15 protein-coding genes are annotated in these 18,437 nt (G+C 72.4%); 5 read left to right on the top strand and 10 right to left on the bottom strand.

Annotated elements, in window-relative coordinates:
- Positions 1-153: 153 nt before the first annotated feature.
- Positions 154-606, top strand: coding sequence for a phospholipase (locus ACF1AG_RS26515; RefSeq protein WP_387795120.1), 453 nt, complete (start codon positions 154-156; stop codon positions 604-606).
- A gap of 87 nt (positions 607-693) precedes the next feature.
- Here ACF1AG_RS26515 and ACF1AG_RS26510 read toward each other — a convergent pair whose 3' ends face one another.
- From ACF1AG_RS26510 to ACF1AG_RS26485, 6 genes are all read right to left on the bottom strand, one after another.
- Positions 694-2,760, bottom strand: a complete 2,067-nt coding sequence (locus ACF1AG_RS26510) for an iron ABC transporter permease (protein ID WP_387795121.1) — start codon at positions 2,758-2,760, stop codon at positions 694-696.
- A 3-nt stretch (positions 2,761-2,763) separates the two neighbouring features.
- Positions 2,764-3,741, bottom strand: coding sequence for an iron-siderophore ABC transporter substrate-binding protein (locus tag ACF1AG_RS26505; RefSeq protein WP_359606392.1), 978 nt, complete (start codon positions 3,739-3,741; stop codon positions 2,764-2,766).
- Positions 3,738-4,592 carry an ABC transporter ATP-binding protein gene (locus ACF1AG_RS26500; protein WP_359606390.1) on the bottom strand — a complete coding sequence of 285 codons (855 nt, stop codon included), beginning with the start codon at positions 4,590-4,592 and terminating at the stop codon, positions 3,738-3,740. Before ACF1AG_RS26500 ends, ACF1AG_RS26505 begins: the two co-directional genes overlap by 4 nt.
- A 73-nt stretch (positions 4,593-4,665) precedes the next feature.
- Positions 4,666-5,823: a spore photoproduct lyase family protein gene (locus ACF1AG_RS26495; protein WP_391810505.1), complete on the bottom strand. Its 1,158-nt coding sequence runs from the start codon at positions 5,821-5,823 to the stop codon at positions 4,666-4,668.
- A 337-nt stretch (positions 5,824-6,160) separates the two neighbouring features.
- Positions 6,161-8,437 carry a catalase gene (locus tag ACF1AG_RS26490; protein ID WP_359606388.1) on the bottom strand — a complete coding sequence of 759 codons (2,277 nt, stop codon included), beginning with the start codon at positions 8,435-8,437 and terminating at the stop codon, positions 6,161-6,163.
- A gap of 309 nt (positions 8,438-8,746) precedes the next feature.
- Positions 8,747-8,977 carry a hypothetical protein gene (locus tag ACF1AG_RS26485; protein WP_359606387.1) on the bottom strand — a complete coding sequence of 77 codons (231 nt, stop codon included), beginning with the start codon at positions 8,975-8,977 and terminating at the stop codon, positions 8,747-8,749.
- Between the two features lie 183 nt (positions 8,978-9,160).
- Between ACF1AG_RS26485 and ACF1AG_RS26480 the strand changes: the two genes are divergently transcribed.
- Positions 9,161-9,634 (top strand): carboxymuconolactone decarboxylase family protein, encoded by a 474-nt coding sequence (locus tag ACF1AG_RS26480; RefSeq protein WP_359606385.1) that lies wholly within the window; start codon positions 9,161-9,163, stop codon positions 9,632-9,634.
- Between the two features lie 110 nt (positions 9,635-9,744).
- Here the strand turns inward: ACF1AG_RS26480 and ACF1AG_RS26475 are convergent, their stop codons facing one another.
- From ACF1AG_RS26475 to ACF1AG_RS26460, 4 genes are read right to left on the bottom strand one after another with little or no spacing between them, the layout of a single operon-like run.
- Positions 9,745-11,655 (bottom strand): glycogen debranching N-terminal domain-containing protein, encoded by a 1,911-nt coding sequence (locus ACF1AG_RS26475; RefSeq protein WP_391810504.1) that lies wholly within the window; start codon positions 11,653-11,655, stop codon positions 9,745-9,747.
- The gene (locus ACF1AG_RS26470; protein WP_391810503.1) at positions 11,652-13,103 is read right to left on the bottom strand and encodes a hypothetical protein; all 1,452 of its coding nucleotides are present in this window, start codon (positions 13,101-13,103) and stop codon (positions 11,652-11,654) included. The genes ACF1AG_RS26475 and ACF1AG_RS26470 overlap by 4 nt, the downstream gene beginning before the upstream one ends.
- Positions 13,100-13,900, bottom strand: coding sequence for a sugar phosphate isomerase/epimerase family protein (locus ACF1AG_RS26465; RefSeq protein WP_359607528.1), 801 nt, complete (start codon positions 13,898-13,900; stop codon positions 13,100-13,102). The genes ACF1AG_RS26470 and ACF1AG_RS26465 overlap by 4 nt, the downstream gene beginning before the upstream one ends.
- 19 nt (positions 13,901-13,919) lie before the next feature.
- The gene (locus ACF1AG_RS26460; protein WP_391810502.1) at positions 13,920-14,966 is read right to left on the bottom strand and encodes a zinc-binding alcohol dehydrogenase; all 1,047 of its coding nucleotides are present in this window, start codon (positions 14,964-14,966) and stop codon (positions 13,920-13,922) included.
- A gap of 127 nt (positions 14,967-15,093) precedes the next feature.
- Between ACF1AG_RS26460 and ACF1AG_RS26455 the strand changes: the two genes are divergently transcribed.
- Genes ACF1AG_RS26455 through ACF1AG_RS26445 form a run of 3 tightly spaced genes read left to right on the top strand, consistent with a single transcriptional unit; the run spans position 15,094 to position 18,435 of the window.
- Positions 15,094-16,500 (top strand): extracellular solute-binding protein, encoded by a 1,407-nt coding sequence (locus tag ACF1AG_RS26455; protein ID WP_359607524.1) that lies wholly within the window; start codon positions 15,094-15,096, stop codon positions 16,498-16,500.
- Positions 16,501-16,534: 34 nt separating this feature from the next.
- Positions 16,535-17,554, top strand: a complete 1,020-nt coding sequence (locus ACF1AG_RS26450; protein WP_359607522.1) for a sugar ABC transporter permease — start codon at positions 16,535-16,537, stop codon at positions 17,552-17,554.
- Positions 17,551-18,435, top strand: coding sequence for a carbohydrate ABC transporter permease (locus ACF1AG_RS26445; protein WP_037643348.1), 885 nt, complete (start codon positions 17,551-17,553; stop codon positions 18,433-18,435). Before ACF1AG_RS26450 ends, ACF1AG_RS26445 begins: the two co-directional genes overlap by 4 nt.
- Positions 18,436-18,437 lie beyond the last annotated feature (2 nt).

Below are 18,437 nucleotides of genomic sequence, written 5' to 3'. Positions count from 1 at the left end.
CCCGTCACCCTGTCAGGTGGTTTTTCCCCGGGTGGGGCGGCCTCTCCACGGAGAACGTGCGGTAGTTGCGGTGTAAACCGACCTCCCCCACGGGCATGCCTTGTCATGAACCTGCGGTCCGGTGGTCGGACCGCAGTCTCATGGAGGTGTGGGATGCACCGAAGAATCGCCGCCGCACTCGCCACCCCGGCCCTCGCCCTCGTCGGCGTCCTCGGCACGGCCACCGCCGCCGTCGCGGCACCCGCCGACAAGCCGCAGGTCCTGGCCAGTTGGACCCAGACCAGCGCATCGAGCTACAACCAGTGGGCCGCCGCACGCTCCAACCAGGGCGCCTGGTCCGCGTACGCGTTCGACTGGTCCACTGACTACTGCTCCTCCTCCCCCGACAACCCCTTCGGCTTCCCGTTCTCGAACGCCTGCGCCCGACACGACTTCGGCTATCGCAACTACAAGGCCGCCGGTTCCTTCAGCGCCAACAAGTCCCGGCTCGACAGCGCCTTCCACGAGGACCTCAAGCGCGTGTGCAACGGCTACAGCGGCGCCACCAGGACCACCTGCAACAGCACCGCGTGGACCTACTACCAGGCCGTCAAGGCCTTCGGCTGAACCGTCACCCCGCCGAGGAACGACGCGGGCCCCGCGACCGGGAGGTGAACTCCCCGCCGCGAGGCCCGCGGTGACGAACCGCCCCGCTCAACGCCGGGCGCGCACCAGTACGTAGAGGAAGTACGGCGTGCCGATGACCGCCGTCATCAGGCCGGCGCCCAGCTGCGCCGGGGCGATGACGGTGCGGCCCAGCAGGTCCGCCGTGCACACGAGCACGGCGCCCAGCAGCACCGCGACCGGCAGCACCCGTGTGTGCCGGCGGCCCACAAGGGCGCGCGCCGCGTGCGGTGCCACCAGGCCGACGAAGCCGATGGTGCCCGCGGCAGACACGGCGGTCGCCGTGAGCAGCACGCTCAGCACGAGGAAGCCGAGCCGGCCCCGCGCGAGGTCCAGGCCGAGGAGCCTCGGTGTGTCCTCGTCCAGGGAGACCAGGTCGAGCTCCCGGTGCCGTACGCCCGCCACCGCCACGCCGACCGCGAGCACCGCCGCGAGGGGCAGCACGTCGGGCAGGTCACGGCCGTAGGTGGAGCCCGACAGCCAGGTGAGCGCCTTGGTGGCGTTGAACGGGTCGGTGAGCACGATCAGCAGGCTGATCACTGCGGTCGTCCCGGACGCCACACCGATGCCGACGAGCACCAGCCGGTTCTGCTGGAAGCCGCCGCGCGCCGCGAGCCCGAACACGAGGACCGCGGTGAGCGCGGACCCCGCGAAGGCGGCGGCCGAGACGCTCCATCCCCCGGCCACCGGGACGGTGGTGACGAGGATGACCGCGCCGAGCGCACCGCCGCCGGAGACGCCGAGGACGGCGGGGTCCGCGAGCGGGTTGCGGGTGACGGCCTGGACGAGCGTGCCGGCCAGCGCCAGGGCGGCGCCGGCGAGCAGCGCGGCGAGCACCCGCGGGATGCGCGTGTCCAGGACGAACGAGACCGTCCGGCCCGCGTTGCCCTGCGCCCAGTTGGCCACGTCGCCCAGCAGCAGCTTGTGGTCGCCGAGCAGCAGCCCCGCGACGGCGACGCCGACCAGCGCGAGCACCAGTGCCGTGAGCGTGACGACGAAGACCCCGCGACTGCGGATGCTGAGCTTGTCGGGTGCGGCGGCGCCGCCCGTGTCGCGCAGCCGGGCCGCCATCACCACCAGGAACGCGGCACCCACGAAGCCGGTGACCACGCCGGTGGGCACCGCGACGGCGGTGTCGGCGTCGATCATGGCGCGCAGCAGCACGTCCGCGCCGAGCACCAGCGCGGCGCCGACGAGACCGGTGACCGGGGCGCCGACGCGCAGGCGCCGTACGCCCCGGACCCAGCGGGCGAGCGGCCGGGCGAGCGCCGGGGCGCACAAACCGACGAAACCGATCGGTCCCGCGAGGGTGACGGCAGCGGCGGACAGCAGCGTCGCCAGCACGACGGCCGTGACGCGGGTGGCCCGCACCGGCACGCCCAGGCCGCGCGCGGTGTCGTCGCCGAGCGCGAGGGCGTCCACCCGGCGCGCGACGAGGAACAGCCCGGCGAGCCCGATGACGACGACGGGCAGCATCTGCAGCACTCCGTCGAAGCCGTTCTGGCCGATGCTCCCCTGGTTCCACTGGTAGAGGCCCTCGGTCTCCTCGGGGAACAGCAGGAGCAGTCCTTCGGTGACGGCGGTCAGGCCGAGCGCGAGCGCGGTGCCGGCCAGCACGAGCCGTACGGTGCCCGCGCCGAGCCCGGACAGGCCGAGGACGACCGCCGCCGCGCCCAGACCGCCCGCGAAGGCGACGGCCGAGGAGGCGATCAGCGGCAGCGACAGACCGGTGACGGCGACGACACCGAGGGCGAAGTAGGAGCCCGCGTTGACGGCGAGGGTGTCCGGGGACGCCAGGACGTTGCGGCTGACGGCCTGGAGGGCGAGGCCCGCGACGCCCAGGGCGGCGCCCACGAGCAGCCCCGCCGCCATACGGGGCAGCCGCGAGGCGATGACGACGGACGCGTCGCCCGGATCGGCCCGGCCGGTGAGGGCCTTGAGGACCTCGGCCGGGCCGACCGCGGCCGTGCCCTGGGCGATGTCGACGACGGCGAGGGCGGCGACCAGGAGCACCAGCGCGGTCGTCACCGCGGCCGCGCCCGCCCGGGACGGAACCGTCTCCGGGCGGACGGTGGGAGGGGTTGCGGTGACGGCCATCGGCTACTTCGTCAGCGCCGCGACGAGGGCGTCGACGTAACGCTCCATCGAGCCGGTGCCGCCGAACATCCAGATGCCGTCGTCCAGGCGGTGCACGTCGCCGGACTTCACGAACGGCAGCGACTTCCACACGGAGTTGTTCTTCAGCTCGTTGCCGAACGGGTCGCTGGCGGCGTCCTGTTCGTTGCCGATGTAGGCGAACTGCACCTTGCCCAGGGCGGTCAGGCCTTCGACGTCGGTGGCGGCGAGGCCGTACGCCTCGTCCCCCTTGAGCTTCCACGCGTTCTTCAGGCCGAGCCGCTCGTTGACGCCGCCGATGAGCGAGCCGGAGGTGTAGGGGCGCAGGGAGACCTGGTTGGAGACGACGTAGCCGTCGGAGAAGGCGATCCCGGCGCCCTTCAGGCCGGCGTCCTCGAGGGCCTCGGCGCCCTCGGCGAGCTTGGCGTCGAAGTTCTTCTTCAGGGTGGCGGCCTGCTCGGTGGTGCCCGTGGCCTTCGCGATGAGGTCGAGGTTCTCCAGCATCTGCCCGACGGGGTCGGAGGCGTCGGCGGACTTCACCTCGAGGACCGGGGCGATCTTCCGCAACTGCTTCACGGCGTTCGGCTGGAGGTCGGTGGTGGCGACGATGAGGTCGGGGTTCAGCGCGGCGATGGTGTCCGTGCTGGGCTCGCCGCGGGTGCCGATGTCCTTGGCGTCGTTGGTGAGCGGTACGGCGCTGTTCCAGGTCTTGTAGCCCTTGACGTCGGCCACGCCGACGGGCTCCACGCCGAGCGAGAGGAGGTGCTCGACGACGTTCCACTCCGTGCCGACGACCTTCTTGGCGGGGCCGTCGAGCTCCACCTCGGCGCCGGACGCGTCGGTGAGGGTGATGGGCTCGGCCGACGCCTTGGGCGCCTCGTCGGCCGCGGGTTCGGTGGTGCCGCAGGCGGCGAGCAGGAGGGCAGCGGCGGCCAGGGGCGCGGTGCGCAGGAGGCGTCTCATGAGGTGGTGCTGAGCCTTTCGCTTCGGGTGTGGTGACGGCCGAGGGCGCGGGTGCGCAGGCGGCCGGTGAGGGGGTCGGTGTCGACCTCGATGCGGATGCCGTAGACCTCGGTCAGCCGCTCGGGGGTGAGGACGTCCTCGGGCGCTCCCTCGGCGACGACACGTCCGTCCGCCAGGAGCACGATGCGGTCGGCGACGGCGGCCGCCTGGTCCAGGTCGTGCAGCACGACCCCGACGGCAATGCCCTGGTCGTCCGCCAGATCGCGCACCAGATCGAGGAGTTCGACCTGGTAGCGCAGGTCGAGGTAGGTGGTGGGCTCGTCGAGGAGCAGCACGCCGGTCTCCTGGGCGAGACAGCCGGCCAGCCAGACGCGCTGGAGCTGTCCGCCGGAGAGGTGTTCGGCGCCGCGGTCGGCGAGGCCGGTGACGCCGGTGAGGGCGAGGGCGCGGTCGACGGCGGCCCGGCCGCCCGGGTCGGTGCCGCCCCAGCGCCCGCGGTGCGGGTAGCGGCCGAACTCCACGACGTCGCGCACGCTGAGGCCGCTGGGCGTGGGCCGGCTCTGCAGCAGCAGCGCGACGTGGCGGGCGAACTCCCGCGGGCCGAGCGCGAGCGCGTCGGTGGCGGCGTCGAGCGTGAGCGCGGCGTGCCGGGGGCGCTGGAGCCGGGCGACGGTGCGCAGCAGGGTCGACTTGCCGCTGCCGTTGGGGCCGACGAGTGCGGTGACCTCGCCGGGGCGCAGCGTCAGCGCCGCGTCGTGCACGACGTCCGTGCCGTCGTACGCCACGGTCACGCCGGTGGCCGCCAGTTCATGCCCTCGCAGGCCCGAGGACGCGTCTTCACCTGGAATCACGTGGCAAGGTTAGCCTAACCTTAATTCACGTGGCAGGGGGGTGGCCTGCGGAGTCTTCCAGGCCGGTGACGCCTCAGAACGCGTAGCGCACGCCCAGCCAGGGGGTGCGGCGTTCGATGAGCCCGCGGAGCTCCGCGAGGGCCTGGCGTTTGACGCCCGCGTGGTAGCGGAGGTTGAGGGCGCCGTTCTGCGAGCGCTTCGTCTCCTGCAACTCGGGCCGCCACAGGACGTCCTCGCCGCGCGGGTGCCAGCGGAGGTTGACCTCGTGCAGGTCCGCGTTGTGGGTCAGCATGATGACCTCGGCGAGCGCCTGGCGCTTCACCCGCTCGGGCAGGACGTCGTCCATCTGCCGCAGCAGTTCGTCCCACGCGTCCTGCCAGCCGGGGCGGACCACGACGGGCGACAGGTTGAAGTGCACCTCGTAGCCCGCGTCGAGGAAGTCCGCGGCGGCGGCGATCCGCCGGTCCACCGGGCTGGTGCGCAGGTCCAGCAGGCGGGAGTCGTCGGCGGGCATCACGGAGAAGCGGATGCGGGTCCGGCCACGGGGGTCCAGGTCCAGCAGGTCCGGGTTGACGAACTTGGTCGCGAACGACGCCTTCGCGGTGGGCCAGTCGCGGAAGGCGCGGATCAGGTCGGCGGTGTTGTCGCAGATCAGGGCGTCGACCGAGCAGTCGCCGTTCTCCCCGATGTCGTACACCCACGCCTCGGGGTCGCACTGGTTCGGCTCCGTCTTGGGACCCTGCGCGGCGACGTGGCGGCCCAGGTGGGCGACGAGGGCGTCGATGTTCGTGAAGAGGGTGATGGGGTTGGCGAAGCCCTTGCGGCGGGGGACGTAGCAGTACACGCAGGAAAGGGCGCAGCCGTTGGAGGGGCCGGGCGCGATCCAGTCCGCGGAGCGGCCGTTGGGGCGGGTGGTGAGCCTCTTCCTCACGCCGAGGACGAGGGTTTCCCGCTTGACGCGCATCCAGCGGTCCGCGCTGCCCTCGTTGCCGTGCAGGTCGGGGATGCGCCAGTGGGAGGGGACCTCGACGAGGCGGGCCTCGGGGAAACGGGCGAGGATCTGACGGCCTCGGGGGGAGGCCGCGGCGGCCGGTTCGGCGTGGATCTCCTTCACCGCGAGGAGGCGGTGGGCTTCGCGGGAGTCGCGGAAGGGGGTGGTTCTCGGTTCCACCGGCTCCGACGGCGGGTGGGGCATCTCGTCGATGCCGAAGAGGGGGTCCTGGTGGGACATGGGGCGGCTTCCGGGGTGGGGTTTCCAGAGTACGGCTGCGGGCCGGCGTTCGGGGTGATCGCGCAGTTCCCCGCGCCCCTGAGGGGTGACACCGGGCCGGTGCACGTGGGGGCCCGGTGGGGGCTTGATCGCGCAGTTCCCCGCGCCCCTTCGCGGTGGTGCCGGTCCGTTTCCGAGAGCGGGTCCGGTGGGGCCGAGCGCGCAGTTCCCCCGCCCCTGAGGGTGTGCACTCACGGCGAGTGCAGCCCACCCGAGGGGCGCGGGGAACTGCGCGATCAAGCCCCACTCGGCCGCAGCCGCCCCGCGACCGTGGGCCCAGGGGCCGTAGGCACTGCCCTCACCCGCCGGAGGTGAACCGTTCCCAGACCCGGTGGGAGGCCAGCAGCGTGCGGACCTGGTCCAGGGCCGACGGGCCGGAGTCCGTCACCACGACACCCGGAGCGTCGACGGGAACGCCCGCCGCGCCGAGCGCCGCCTCACCGCCCGCCCACGCGGCGATCGCCTTCCCGTGCCGGAACGCCTCCTGGAGCAGCTGGACGACCCGCGGGTCCGGCGCGGCCGGCGGGGCACCCGGCGCGCCCTTCCCGTCCGTCGCCCCCGGCGCGTCCGGCCCCGCCGCGGGCGGCCCGGCCAGCATCACCGCGTCGAACTCGATCGACCGGGCCGTGACATGGCTGCGCTGTGCTGTCAGGGCGTGGTCGCCCGTACCGACCGTACCGCCCGTCGGCGCGACGACCAGCGGGATCATGCCGGCCTCCAGCACGGCGTCCCGCACCGCGTGCACCCCCTCGAGGTCGCCGTCCGGGCCGGTGAGGATGCCGATGACGCGCCCGTCGACCGGCCAGGTCCCGCCGACCTGCGACAGGGCCGGGCTCGGCTCGACGTCGGCGAGCGGCACCGTCGGCTCCGGCGCGGGCAGGCCGAGGCCGTCGGCGACCCGGGAGCACAGCTCGGGGTCGATGTTGGCGAGCACCTGGAGGGTGCGCACCCGGATGGCCTCCTCGTAGCACCTGCCCAGCTCGAAGGTGTACGCGCCGATGATGTGCTCGCGCTCGACCGGGCTCATGGACAGCCAGAAGCGGCGGGGCTGGCTGAAGTGGTCGGAGAAGGACTCGGGCGCCTCGCGCACCTTCCGTCCCTCGGGGACGGTCACGGGCGTCTCGACGTAGGCGCTCATGTCGGCGCCCGCGGTGAACGGGCAGCCGCCGTCGAGGGAGTTGGGCTGGTAGGGCGCGACGCCCCGGTGCACGGCGGTCTGGTGCATGCCGTCGCGCAGCATGTCGTTGACGGGCGCGTGCGGCCGGTTGATGGGCAGCTGCGGGAAGTTGGGGCCGCCGAGCCGGGTGATCTGGGTGTCGAGGTAGGAGAACAGCCGGCCCGCGAGCAGCGGGTCGTCCGTGACGTCGATGCCGGGCACGAGGTGGCCGACGTGGAAGGCGACCTGCTCGGTCTCGGCGAAGAAGTTCGACGGGTTGCGGTTGAGCGTCATCAGCCCGATCGGCTGCACCGGGGCCAGTTCCTCCGGCACGATGTTCGTCGGGTCGAGCAGGTCGATGCCCTCGAAGGTCTGGTCCGGGGTGTCGGGGAAGGTCTGGATGCCCAGCTCCCACTGCGGGTGGGCGCCCGCCTCGATCGCGTCGGCGAGGTCCCGGCGGTGGAAGTCGGGGTCGTTGCCGTTGATGAGCTGCGCCTCGTCCCACACCAGGGAGTGCACGCCCAGCTTGGGCTTCCAGTGGAACTTCACCAGGGTGGTCTTCCCCTCCGCGTCGACGAGGCGGAAGGTGTGGACGCCGAAGCCCTCCATCATCCGGTACGAGCGCGGGATGCCGCGGTCGCCCATGAAGAAGATGGTGTGGTGGGTGGCCTCGGTGTGCAGCGAGACGAAGTCCCAGAAGGTGTCGTGGGCGCTCTGGGCCTGCGGGATCTCCCGGTCGGGGTGCGGCTTGGCGGCGTGCACGACGTCGGGGAACTTGATGGCGTCCTGGATGAAGAAGACCGGGATGTTGTTGCCGACCAGGTCGAAGACGCCCTCGCTGGTGTAGAACTTCGTCGCGAAGCCGCGGGTGTCGCGGACGGTGTCGGCGGAGCCGCGCGAGCCGACGACCGTGGAGAAGCGCACGAAGACCGGCGTCTCGACGTCCGGGGCGAGGAAACCGGCCTTGGTCACGGCGGAGGCCGTGCCGTAGCTCTGGAAGACGCCGTGCGCGCCGGCGCCGCGGGCGTGGACCACGCGCTCCGGGATGCGCTCGTGGTCGAAGTGCATGATCTTCTCGCGCAGATGGTGGTCCTGGAGCAGGACCGGGCCGCGCGGGCCCGCCTTGAGCGAGTGGTCGGTGTCGTACAGCCGGGTGCCCTGGGCGTTCGTCAGATGGCTGCCGGACTGGGCCATGCGCGCCTGGTCGGCGCCCGTGGGGGATCCGGTGGGCGAGACGGTGTCCGGACCGCTCTGGTCGGGCTTGGGCGGCAGCGGCTCACGGGGTTCCACCGGCCGCTCCACCGTGGGCGGTTCGGGGGCGGGACGGCCGGGGATGCCGTCGGCCGGAGCCGACGCGCCGCCCTGCAGGGTCTCGGCGACCTTCTTGGCGGCGCGACGGACGGGGTTGGCCTCGCTCATGGGTGAATGCTCCTCCGCTTCGGACCGGCCACGTCGGGGTGGCCGTGCTGCTTCACTTGCCGGCTGCGGGTGACCTCGGGACGCAAGGTGCGAAAAGGACGTCGACCTCCGTCAACGTCTCATGGCTCGTTGTCCCGCGCAGGAGACGCCCGCCGATGGAGTGAACTCGGGCCCCGGCCCCCGCGTCACGGCGTGCGAGTCCTCGCGCACCCTCCCTCTCCGTGGTCCGACCGCTCCCGCCGCGTACCCCTCACACCGGTTTCAAGGCACACCGATTTCACGCCGGCGTGCACCGGAGGCGTCCCGCGGTCAGAAGAGCTGCCCCTGCTGGGCGTCGGGGGTGACGCGGCGCGGGGCGGGGCGGCGCGGGGCGGGGCGGCGCTCCGGGACCTCGTCGCCGAAGAGCGGGGCGGTGCCGTACTCGTCCGGTTCGGCGGGGACGACGACGGGACCGGTGCCCACGTTGAGGCAGAGCGGGGCCTCGCTGTCGAAGTCCCCGGGCGTCATCGCCGTCCAGTCGCGTTCCCGATGCTCGCCCACCCGGCACCCCCGCTCCCCGTCCACCCGGAAAGGTTATCGGCAGGTCCGGTGCCCGCCGGACGCCACGTCGTACGACGACACAGAGCGATGTGACGCAGGTCACACAACGAGGGCTGTCACACATCGCCGGGCTGTTCCGTCAGTGAAGCGACACCGTAACGACGGACCGACCTTGGAGAGCACATGAACGCGCGTATCGACTTCTTCGCCAACCCCGTCGCCGGCAAGGTGCTGCGGCACATCAACTCGGCGGGCAAGGCAGCGGGGGACGCCGGTCTGCCGCACGCCACCCAGGAGCTGGTGAAGATCCGCGCCAGCCAGATCAACGGCTGCGGCTTCTGCACCGACATGCACACCAAGGACGCCGCCGCCGCGGGCGAGACCCAGCTGCGTCTCAACCTGGTCGCCACCTGGCGCGAGGCCACCGTCTTCACGGAGGCGGAGCGCGCCGCGCTCGAACTCGCCGAGCAGGGCACCCGCATCGCGGACGCGGCCGGCGGCGTCTCCGACGAGGCGTGGGCCGCCGCCGCGAAGCACTACGACGAGGACCAGCTCGCCGCGCTGATCTCGCTCATCGCGATCATCAACGCCTACAACCGGATCAACGTCATCAACCAGCAGCCCGCGGGCGACTACCAGCCGGGCCAGTTCGGCTGACGCCCGGCCTCACGAAGCTGACGCCTCCCTCGCGAAGCTGACGCCTCCCTCGGAAAGCTGACGTCCACGGAAAAAGGGGCCCCTCCCGCGAAGGAAGGGGCCCCTTTCCGTCACACCTGGCCGAGCGCGGTACGCAGGGCCGCCGGGGTGGCCGCCGCCCACGCCTGCGGCGAGCAGGAGTGCGGGTACGGCACCGGGGCGGGGGCGTCCGCGCGGCCGTAGCCGGCGAAGACCTCGGGCAGCCGGTAGCCGCAGCGGGCGGCGGCCGCTGCGAGCCCGTCGGCGAGGGCGTGCACCTCGTCACCGAGGCCGTACCGGGCCAGGCCCAGCGCGATCAGGGCGTTGTCGTGCGGCCAGGCGCTGCCGCGGTGGTACGACAGCGGGTGGTAGGGCGCCTGTCCGCCCGCCAGGGTCCGCACGGCCCAGCCGGAGAAGAAGTCCGGCTCCAGCAGCCGCCGCCCGGTGGCGCGGGCCCGCTCCTCGTCGAGAATCCCCGACCACAGCAGATGGCCCGCGTCGGAGCCCAGGGCGTCGGCCTGCCGGCCCGCGCCGTCCAGGGCGAGCGCGGGGAAGCCGGCCTCCGGCATCCAGAAGTCCCGCAGGAAACGCTCGCGCAGTCCCGCCGCGAGGTCGTCGAGGCGGCGGGCGTAGTCCTCGTCGTCCCAGACGTCCCTGGCCAGCCGGGCTGTGCGCAGCAGGGCGTCGTAGGCGTAGCCCTGCACCTCGGAGACGGCGAGCGGGCCCTCGGCGACCGTGCCGTCGGCGAAGCAGATGGAGCCCGGGGAGTCCTTCCAGTTCTGGTTGAGCAGGCCGCCCGGGTCCGGGGTGTAGACGAGGTAGCCGCGCTCCTGGAGCCCGCCGTCGGTGAGCATCCAGTCGACGGCGCGGCGGGCGTGCTGCTCCAGACGCGCGGCGAGCGTGCGGTCGCCGGTGGTCTCGTGGTGGGCGTGCAGCAGGACCAGGAAGAGGGGCGTGGCGTCGACGGTGCCGTAGTAGCGCGCGTAGGGGATCTGCCGGAAGTGGGCGAGTTCGCCCTTGCGGACCTCGTGGACGATGCGGCCCGGCTGCTCGCCGCGGAACGCGTCGTAGGTCCGTCCTTGGGTGGCGGCGAGCGCGCTGAGCGTGGCCGCCGCGGTCTCCGGCGCGTAGGGCAGCAGGAAGTGCGAGGTGAGGAGGGAGTCCCGGCCGAACAGGGTGAGGAACCAAGGGCTGCCGGCCGCGGGGACCGCGAGGTCCTCGCCGTCGACGCCGGCGGCGTGGACCGTCAGCAGGTCGAGGTCGGTCATGCCCTGGTCGAAGGCGCGGTCCAGGTCGGACGCGCCGGGCCCCGGGGTCGGCCGGGCCTGGTCCGGCTTGCGGGGGACGGGCGGGACCGGGGCGTGCGGGCGGGCGTGCACGACCAGGCGCAGCTCGGCCCGGCCATGGGGCTCCAGGGAGAGCCGCCAGCGCAGGGTGCGGGCGGTGCCGCCGTCCGGCGTCTCGCGCACGGAGTCGGGGGCGGGCGCGCACTCCACGACCGTACGGGCGTGCCAGTCGTCCCTGCGGTAGTCGAACCGCACGCCGCCGTGCACCGGCTGGGCACTGTGCTCGGCGCCCTGCCTCTCGTACGTCCGCCGGTCGGCGCGGAGTTCGAACAGGTCGGCGAAGTCGGCGTCGGCGGTGAGCTCCAGCTCTGCGGTGACCGGCTCGGGGAGGTTGCTGACGAAGGTCAGGCGCTCGGTGAGGACCCCGCCCGTCACGCTCTGGTCGCGGAACACCGTGTAGGCGGGAGGCGCCTCGCGGGTGCCGGGGGGTGTGAGGACGCTGACGGACGAGGCCCCGGCCGGGTCCTCCTCGGCCGGCCGGAGCGTGACCGGCGCGGCCCCGGAGACGCGGAGCTGCCAGCGGCTGAGGTGGCGCGCGTCGTGGGCGAACAGTCCGTCCGGCGCGGTGCCGCCCACGCCGTCGATGTCGCCGGCCGGGCCCAGTCGGGCGAGCGTGCCGTCGTGCACGAGCTGCACGCGCCCGGTGGTCTCGGTCATCGGGAGAGCTCCTCTTGGTCGGTGAGCGGCAGGTCGTGCCCGGTGAGCGCCGGGGCCGGTGCGTGGTCGGCCGGCGTCAGGTCCGGGTCGTGGCCCGTGTGGAGCAGGTCCAGGGCGAGAGCGGCCGTCCAGGAGAACTGCCGGGCGCCGCGGGCCCCGCCGGTCAGCGGGTCGACGTACTCGGCGAAGGCGGTGCGTCCGGCCTCCGCGACCACCGCCTCGCGCAGGCTCCGGGCGCGCGCGTCCCGGCCGTGGGTGCGCAGCCCGCGTTCGACGAGCCAGGCGGTGTTGAACCAGGCGGGGCCGCGCCAGTAGCGGGTGGCGTCGAAGGACGGTCCGGTCAGGTCGTTGCTGGGGACGAGTCCGGTGGCGGGGGCCCGGAACCGCGGGCCGTCCAGGGTGTCCGTCAGCGCGCGGACGACGTCTGCGGGCAGGCCGGGCACGACGAGCGGGAGGAGTCCGGCGACGCCGGTGTGGTCGACGAGGGTGTCGTTCACGAGGTCGCGCGCGCGGAAGATCCCGGCGTCGCCGTCCCACAGGCGGTCCACGAGCCTGTGGGTCAGCTCGGCGGCGCGTTCCGTGTGGCGGGCGCCGTCCTGTCCGAGGTGGTCCGCCATGCGGGCCAGGGCGAGTTCGCCGGTGACGAGGAGCGCGTTGAAACCGGGGTCCTCCAGGGCGAACTCGTGGCCGGTGGCCCGGTCGTCGTAGCCGGCCGCGCGGTAGGTGGACGCGAGCCGCACGTAGCGGCCGTAGTCCAGGTCGGTGGGCCGGTCGGCGGGGTCGCCGTGGTCGAGGTCGGCGCGGCGGAAGGTGCCGGCGGCCGGTTCGACGCGGGCGAGGGCGCGGTCCCAGGCGGGGCTGTTGTCCATGCCGGGTTCCCACGGGTGGACGACCGCCGCCAGTCCCCCGCCGCCGAGGTCACGGCGGGTCAGGAGGTAGTCGTGCCAGGCGGTGAGGCGGGGCAGCACGCGGGCCAGGAAGCCGCGCCGTGCGGACTCTGCTGGGTCGGCGCAGTGGACCAGCCAGGCGGCGAGGGCGTGCACCGGGGGCTGCACGATGCCGGAGGTCTCGGGCGCGGCGGGGGCGCCCGCGTCGCGGCCCGCGCGGGAGGACTGCCAGAAGTCGGGGCTCGGGAAGTAGGCGCCGTACGGGACGCCGGGGTTGAACACGATGTGCGGGACGCGTCCGTCGGCCCACTGGCCGGCCAGTAGGGACTCGAGTTCCTGCTGGGCGCGGCGCACGGAGAGGTGGCGCAGGCCGATGGCGATGAACGCCGAGTCCCAGCTCCACTGGTGGGGGTAGAGGGTGCGGGAGGGGACGGTGGAGGCGCCGGTCCAGTTGCCGAGGAGGACCCGCGCCGCACCGCGCCGCAGTGTCAGGTGGTCTGCGGGCGCGGTGGGCGCGGGCCGGCCGAGGGGGGTCTGCCGGTCGAGGAGGGTGGTCTTCACGCGCCGGACCTCTTCAGGAAGGCGGGGACTGAGCGGACGGCCTCCACGGGGTCGCCGGTGAGCCGGCATTCCAGGGCGAGGTGGCCGTCGTAGCCGATGGTGTGCAGGGCGGTGAGCCAGGCGCGCCAGTCGAGGTGTCCCGCGCCGGGCTGGAAGCGGTTGGAGTCGGAGACCTGCGCGTGGCCGATGAGGTCGGCGTGGGCGAGGATCGCGGCGGCGGGGTCGGACTCCTCGATGTTCATGTGGTAGCTGTCGATGCCGATGCGTACCGAGTCGAGGCCGGTGGCACGGATCAGGTCGGCGGCCTGGTCGAGGCGGTTGACCATGTGGTCCTCGTAGCGGTTGAGCGGTTCGAGGAAGAGCGTGACACCTTCCCGGCCCGCGTGCTCGCCGAGTTCGGTCAGACCGGCCAGGAGGATCTCGCGGTCCTCGGCCTCGTCGCGCGGCGGTTCGAAGGGCGGCAGGCGGCGGGAGAACATGCCGTAGGAGGCGGGGGTCTGCGCGCCGGTGCCGCCGATCTCGGCGATGACGGTGAGCTGGGACTTCATCTGGGTGATGGCGTCGCGGCGCAGGTCCTCGTCGAACGCGCCGAGGAAGTGGAGCATGTCGACGCACACGGTCGGCATGACGACGCCGTCCTTGCGTGCCTGCTTCAGCTCGTCGAGGCGGGAGGCGAAGTGCAGGTCGCCCTTGCCGCGGAGTTCGATCGCGTCGTATCCGGCCTGTTGGGCGAACTCCCATTTGGCCTGGAGGGTGTCTCCGGGCAGGAGTTGCTCCTGTGCGGCGGTCTTGAGCATGTGGGGGCCTTTCGGGCTCTCAGAATTCCAGGACGACCTGAAGGGCCTCGGCGGGGCGCTCGTCCAGCAGGACGTAGGCGTCCGCCGCGTCGGCGGCCGGAACGACATGGCTGACCAGGGAGGTGACGTCGACCTGGCCCTCGGCGACCAGCCGCAGGAAGGTGCGCTGGAGGCGCTCGACGCTCCAGCGTCCGGAGAGCTGGGGCGGCACGCCGCCGATCTGGGAGCAGACGAGCTGGACGCGGTTGTGGTGGAACTCGTCGCCGAGCCGGAGGCCTGTCCCGTCGCCCTGGTAGAAGCCGGAGGCGACGACGCGTCCGCCGACCGCGACGGAGCGCAGGGCCTCGTGCAGGGCGGGGTAGGCGCCGCTGATCTCGATGGCGAGGTCGGCGCCGAGTCCGCCGGTGGCCTCGCGGACGCGTTCGGCGACCTGGTCGGTGCGGGCGTTCAGCGTGGTGTGGGCGCCGTAGCGGCGGGCCGTCTCGAGGCGGCCGTCGAGGGCGTCGACGGCGGTGACGCGGGCGCCGTTCAGCTGGGCGAGACGGGTGGTGAGCAGGCCGATGACGCCCTGCCCGAAGACGGCCACGTCCTCGCCGAGGTGGATGTCGCCGGCCAGGACGGCGTTGTGGGCGATGGCGCCGACCCGGGCGAAGGCTCCGGCCAGCGGGTCGAGTCCCTCCGGGAGGGTGTGACCGATGACACGTTCGGCGGGGACGATTCCTTCGCTGCGATGCCCCCATATGCCCCATATGAGGTCTCCCGTGACGGGAAGTCCGGGAGTGCCGTCCAGCTCCGGGGAGACCTCGACGACCTCGCCGACCTCGGAGTAACCCCAGCCGGCCACCGGGTACTCGATGCCGGCCGCACCCTCGCGGAAGAGGCGAGCCTCCGGGTCCCAGGTGCGGGTCAGATACGGGTTGGTGCCGCGGTACGCGGTGAGTTCGGTGCCCGCGGAGATGCCCGAGTAGCGGGTGCGCACGCGCAGATGACCCGGCGGCAGGGGTTCTCTCTCGTGCTCGGCGATCTCCACATGACGGGGGCCGGTGAACTGGACGACGCGTTCCACGGATGGCTCTCCGGAGGGTGTGGTGGGCGGGTTGCGTCGACGATAGCTCTTACTTATGTCTTGTCAACAAGCAAAAGTGATGCTGAGATGCGCTGTCAGCAGACGTAAGTCGACACAAGGACGTGCAATGCGCTTGAGGACCCTGCGGTCGCGGATGACCGCGGTCGGCGTCGCGGCAGCCCTGGGAAGCGGGTTGCTGGCCGGCTGTTCCACCGGCGGCACCGGGCCCGGCGCCCCGGACCGCGAGATCAAGGTGTGGTCCCTGGAGAACCTCCCGGACCGGGCCGCGGCGACACGGAAGACCGTCGCCGGGTTCGAGAAGAAGACCGGGATCGACGTCCAGCTCGTCACGGTCGACGAAGGCCAGCTGCCCCAGCTGATCATGTCCGCCGCGGCGGCCGGTGAACTGCCCGACGTCATCGGCGCCGTGCCGATGGGACAGGTCTGGCAGATGTACAGCAACGGGCTGCTCGACACCGAGATCCCGAAGCAGGTCATCGACGGGCACGGGCGGGACACCTTCAACGCCAACGCCCTCGAGCTGACCTCGGACGGCGCGACCAGCCTCAGCGTCCCCTCCGACTCCTGGCTCCAGCTGCTGGTGTACCGTCAGGACGACTTCGACAAGAAGAAGCTCGCCGCGCCCGACACGTACGAGCGGGCGCTGACCGCCGCGGAGGCCCTCACCACCAAGGGCCACGACGGCGTCTCGGCGGCGACCGACCCGGGTGACGTCTTCACCTCGCAGAGCTTCGAGAGCATCGCCCTCGCCAACGACTGCCAGCTCGTCGACGACGCGCACGAGGTGGCTCTCGACTCACCGCAGTGCCAGACGGCGTTCCGCACCTACGACAAGCTGGCCCGGGAGTACGGCGCCCCCGGCACGCAGACCGTGGACTCCACCCGCGCGACCTACTTCTCCGGCCGGTCCTCGATGATCGTCTGGTCCTCGTTCCTGCTGGACGAACTGGCCGGCCTGCGCAAGGACGCGCTGCCCAGCTGCCCCGAGTGCCGGAAGGACCCGCGCTTCCTGGCCGACCACAGCGGCATCGTGACCTCCCTCAAGGGCCCGGACGCCGCCGAGCCCGCGCAGTTCGGCGAGATCACCTCCTGGGTGACGACGAAGACCGCCGAGACGGACGCCTCCCGCGAATTCATCCAGTACATGACGAGCGACGGCTACGAGTCGTGGTTCGGCATGGCCCCCGAGGGCAAGATCCCGGTCCGGCGCGGCACCCAGGAGGACCCCGACCGCTACCTCGACGCCTGGCGCAACAGCGAGATCGGCGTCGACACCAAGAAGCCGTTCGACGAGGTCTACCCGCCCGAACTGCTCGACCAGCTCGCCGACGGCATCACCAACCTGCGCCGCTGGGGCATCACCCAGGGCGACGGCGCCCTGGTCGGCGCGACCAACGGCGAACTGCCCGTACCCAAGGCCGTGGGCGCGATGACCAGCGGCCAGTCCTCCCCCGAGGAGACGGCACGCGAGGCCGACGAAGAGATCTCCGAACTGCAGCAGTCCCTCCAGTAGCAGCCGCCCGCACGCACGCCGCAAAGGTCCTTCCATGACAACAGCCCCCGCCGGCGCACAGAAGCGCCGGACCCCGTCGCCCCGGCCCACGGGCGGCCCCGGCCGGCCGGGCCGCCGCCCCGCGACCGCCCGAAGCCGCGCCAACCGCGCGGGCCTGGCCTTCGTCTCCCCCACCTTCCTGGTCGTCCTGGTGGTGGTCGTCCTGCCCATCGTCTGGACGGTGCTGCTGGCCTTCCAGGACGCCAAGCTCGTCGACATCCAGGGCATGGGCCTGTTCGGCAACTGGTCGCTGGACAACTTCGGCGACGTGTTCGCCTCGGCCGGCTTCTGGTCGAGCCTGAAGACCACCCTCATCTACACCGCGGGCAGCACCGCCGGCTCCGTCCTGCTCGGGCTGGTCGCCGCGCTCGCGCTGCGCAAGCCGTTCCGCGGACGCGGCCTGCTCCGGGCCGCGATGCTGCTGCCGTACGTGGCGCCCGTGGTGGCCGTCGCGTTCGTGTGGGAGGTGGCGCTCAGCCCGCAGTACGGCATCGTCAACGACTGGGGCCGCCGCCTGTTCGGCTGGGACGACCCCATCGCCTTCCTCTCCACCCGCGAGTACGAGGTGAACCTCCTCGGGGCGCACTTCGACATACCGCTCGCACTGCTGACCGTCATCGCGTTCGAGTGCTGGCGGTACTTCCCCTTCGCGTTCCTGTTCATCCTCGCCCGGCTCCAGGCCGTGCCCTCCGTCCTGGAGGAGGCCGCGACCGTGGACGGCGCGACGCCGCTCCAGCGTTTCCGGCACATCCTGCTCCCCCAGTTGATGCCGGTGATCGCGCTGCTGTGCGTGCTGCGGTTCATCATGACCTTCAACAAGTTCGACGACGTCTACCTGCTGACCGGCGGCGGCGCCGGCACCGACGTCGCGGCCGTCCGGGTCTACGACTTCCTCACCGCCCGCTACGACGTCGGCGCCGCCGCGGCCCAGGCCCTCGTGCTGGCCGCCTCACTGATGATCCTGCTGGGCTTCTACTTCAAGTTCTTCGGCAACAAGGTCCAGGAGGAAGCGTGACCGGCAAGACCGCCCTGTCCCGGGCCCAGGTCGAGGACCGCGTCCTCGGCGTCCTGAAGTGGCTGGTCATCGCGTTCCTCGCGGCGATCACCCTGCTGCCCTTCTACTACATGCTCCTGCTGTCCCTGAAGCCCATCGACGCGCTGCTGCTGGACCCCGGGTCGCTGTGGCTGTCGGCGAAGGACTTCACGGTCGCCACCTACCAGGACGTCATGCGCTCCACCGACGCCGGCGGGCAGGGCTTCGTGCGCTTCCTGCTCAACTCGGCGCTGGTGTCCCTGGGCACGGTGCTGCTGACCCTCGCCGCCGCGGTGCCCGGCGCCTACGCGGTGAGCCGGCTGAAGTTCTTCGGGCACCGGCAGGTCAGCGCCCTGTTCCTGGCCGTCTACCTGTTCCCCGCGACGCTGCTCGCCGTCCCGCTGTTCGTGATCTTCGCCAGGATGGGGCTGTCGTCCAGCCTGGTGGGCCTCGCCGTGGTCTACGTGGCGCAGACGGTGCCGGTGTCGGTCTACATGCTGAAGAACTACCTGGTCACCATCCCGTACTCGATCGAGGAGGCGGCGGCCCTGGACGGGTGCAGCCGGCTCCAGACCGTGCGCAAGGTGATCCTGCCGCTCGCGCTGCCCTCGCTGATGGCGACCGGCCTGTACGTCTTCATGATCGCCTGGAACGAGTTCCTCTTCGCCCTGCTGTTCCTGGCCGCCGACCCCGACAAGTGGACGGTGTCGCTCGGTCTCGCGCAGCTCTCCAACGGCGTCGAGGTGCCCAAGACGGTTCTGATGGCCGGTTCGGTGGTGCTGACCATCCCCGTGGTATTCCTGTTCTTCGCCGCCGAACGGCTGCTCACCGAAGGCCTCACCAGCGGCGCCGACAAGAGCTGACG

Origin of the sequence: Streptomyces sp. NPDC014764, assembly GCF_043082785.1 — a bacterium.
GTDB classification, from domain to species: domain Bacteria; phylum Actinomycetota; class Actinomycetes; order Streptomycetales; family Streptomycetaceae; genus Streptomyces; species Streptomyces althioticus.
Note: the sequence above shows the minus strand (reverse complement) of the source record. Positions and strands in the feature narration are given on the sequence as shown.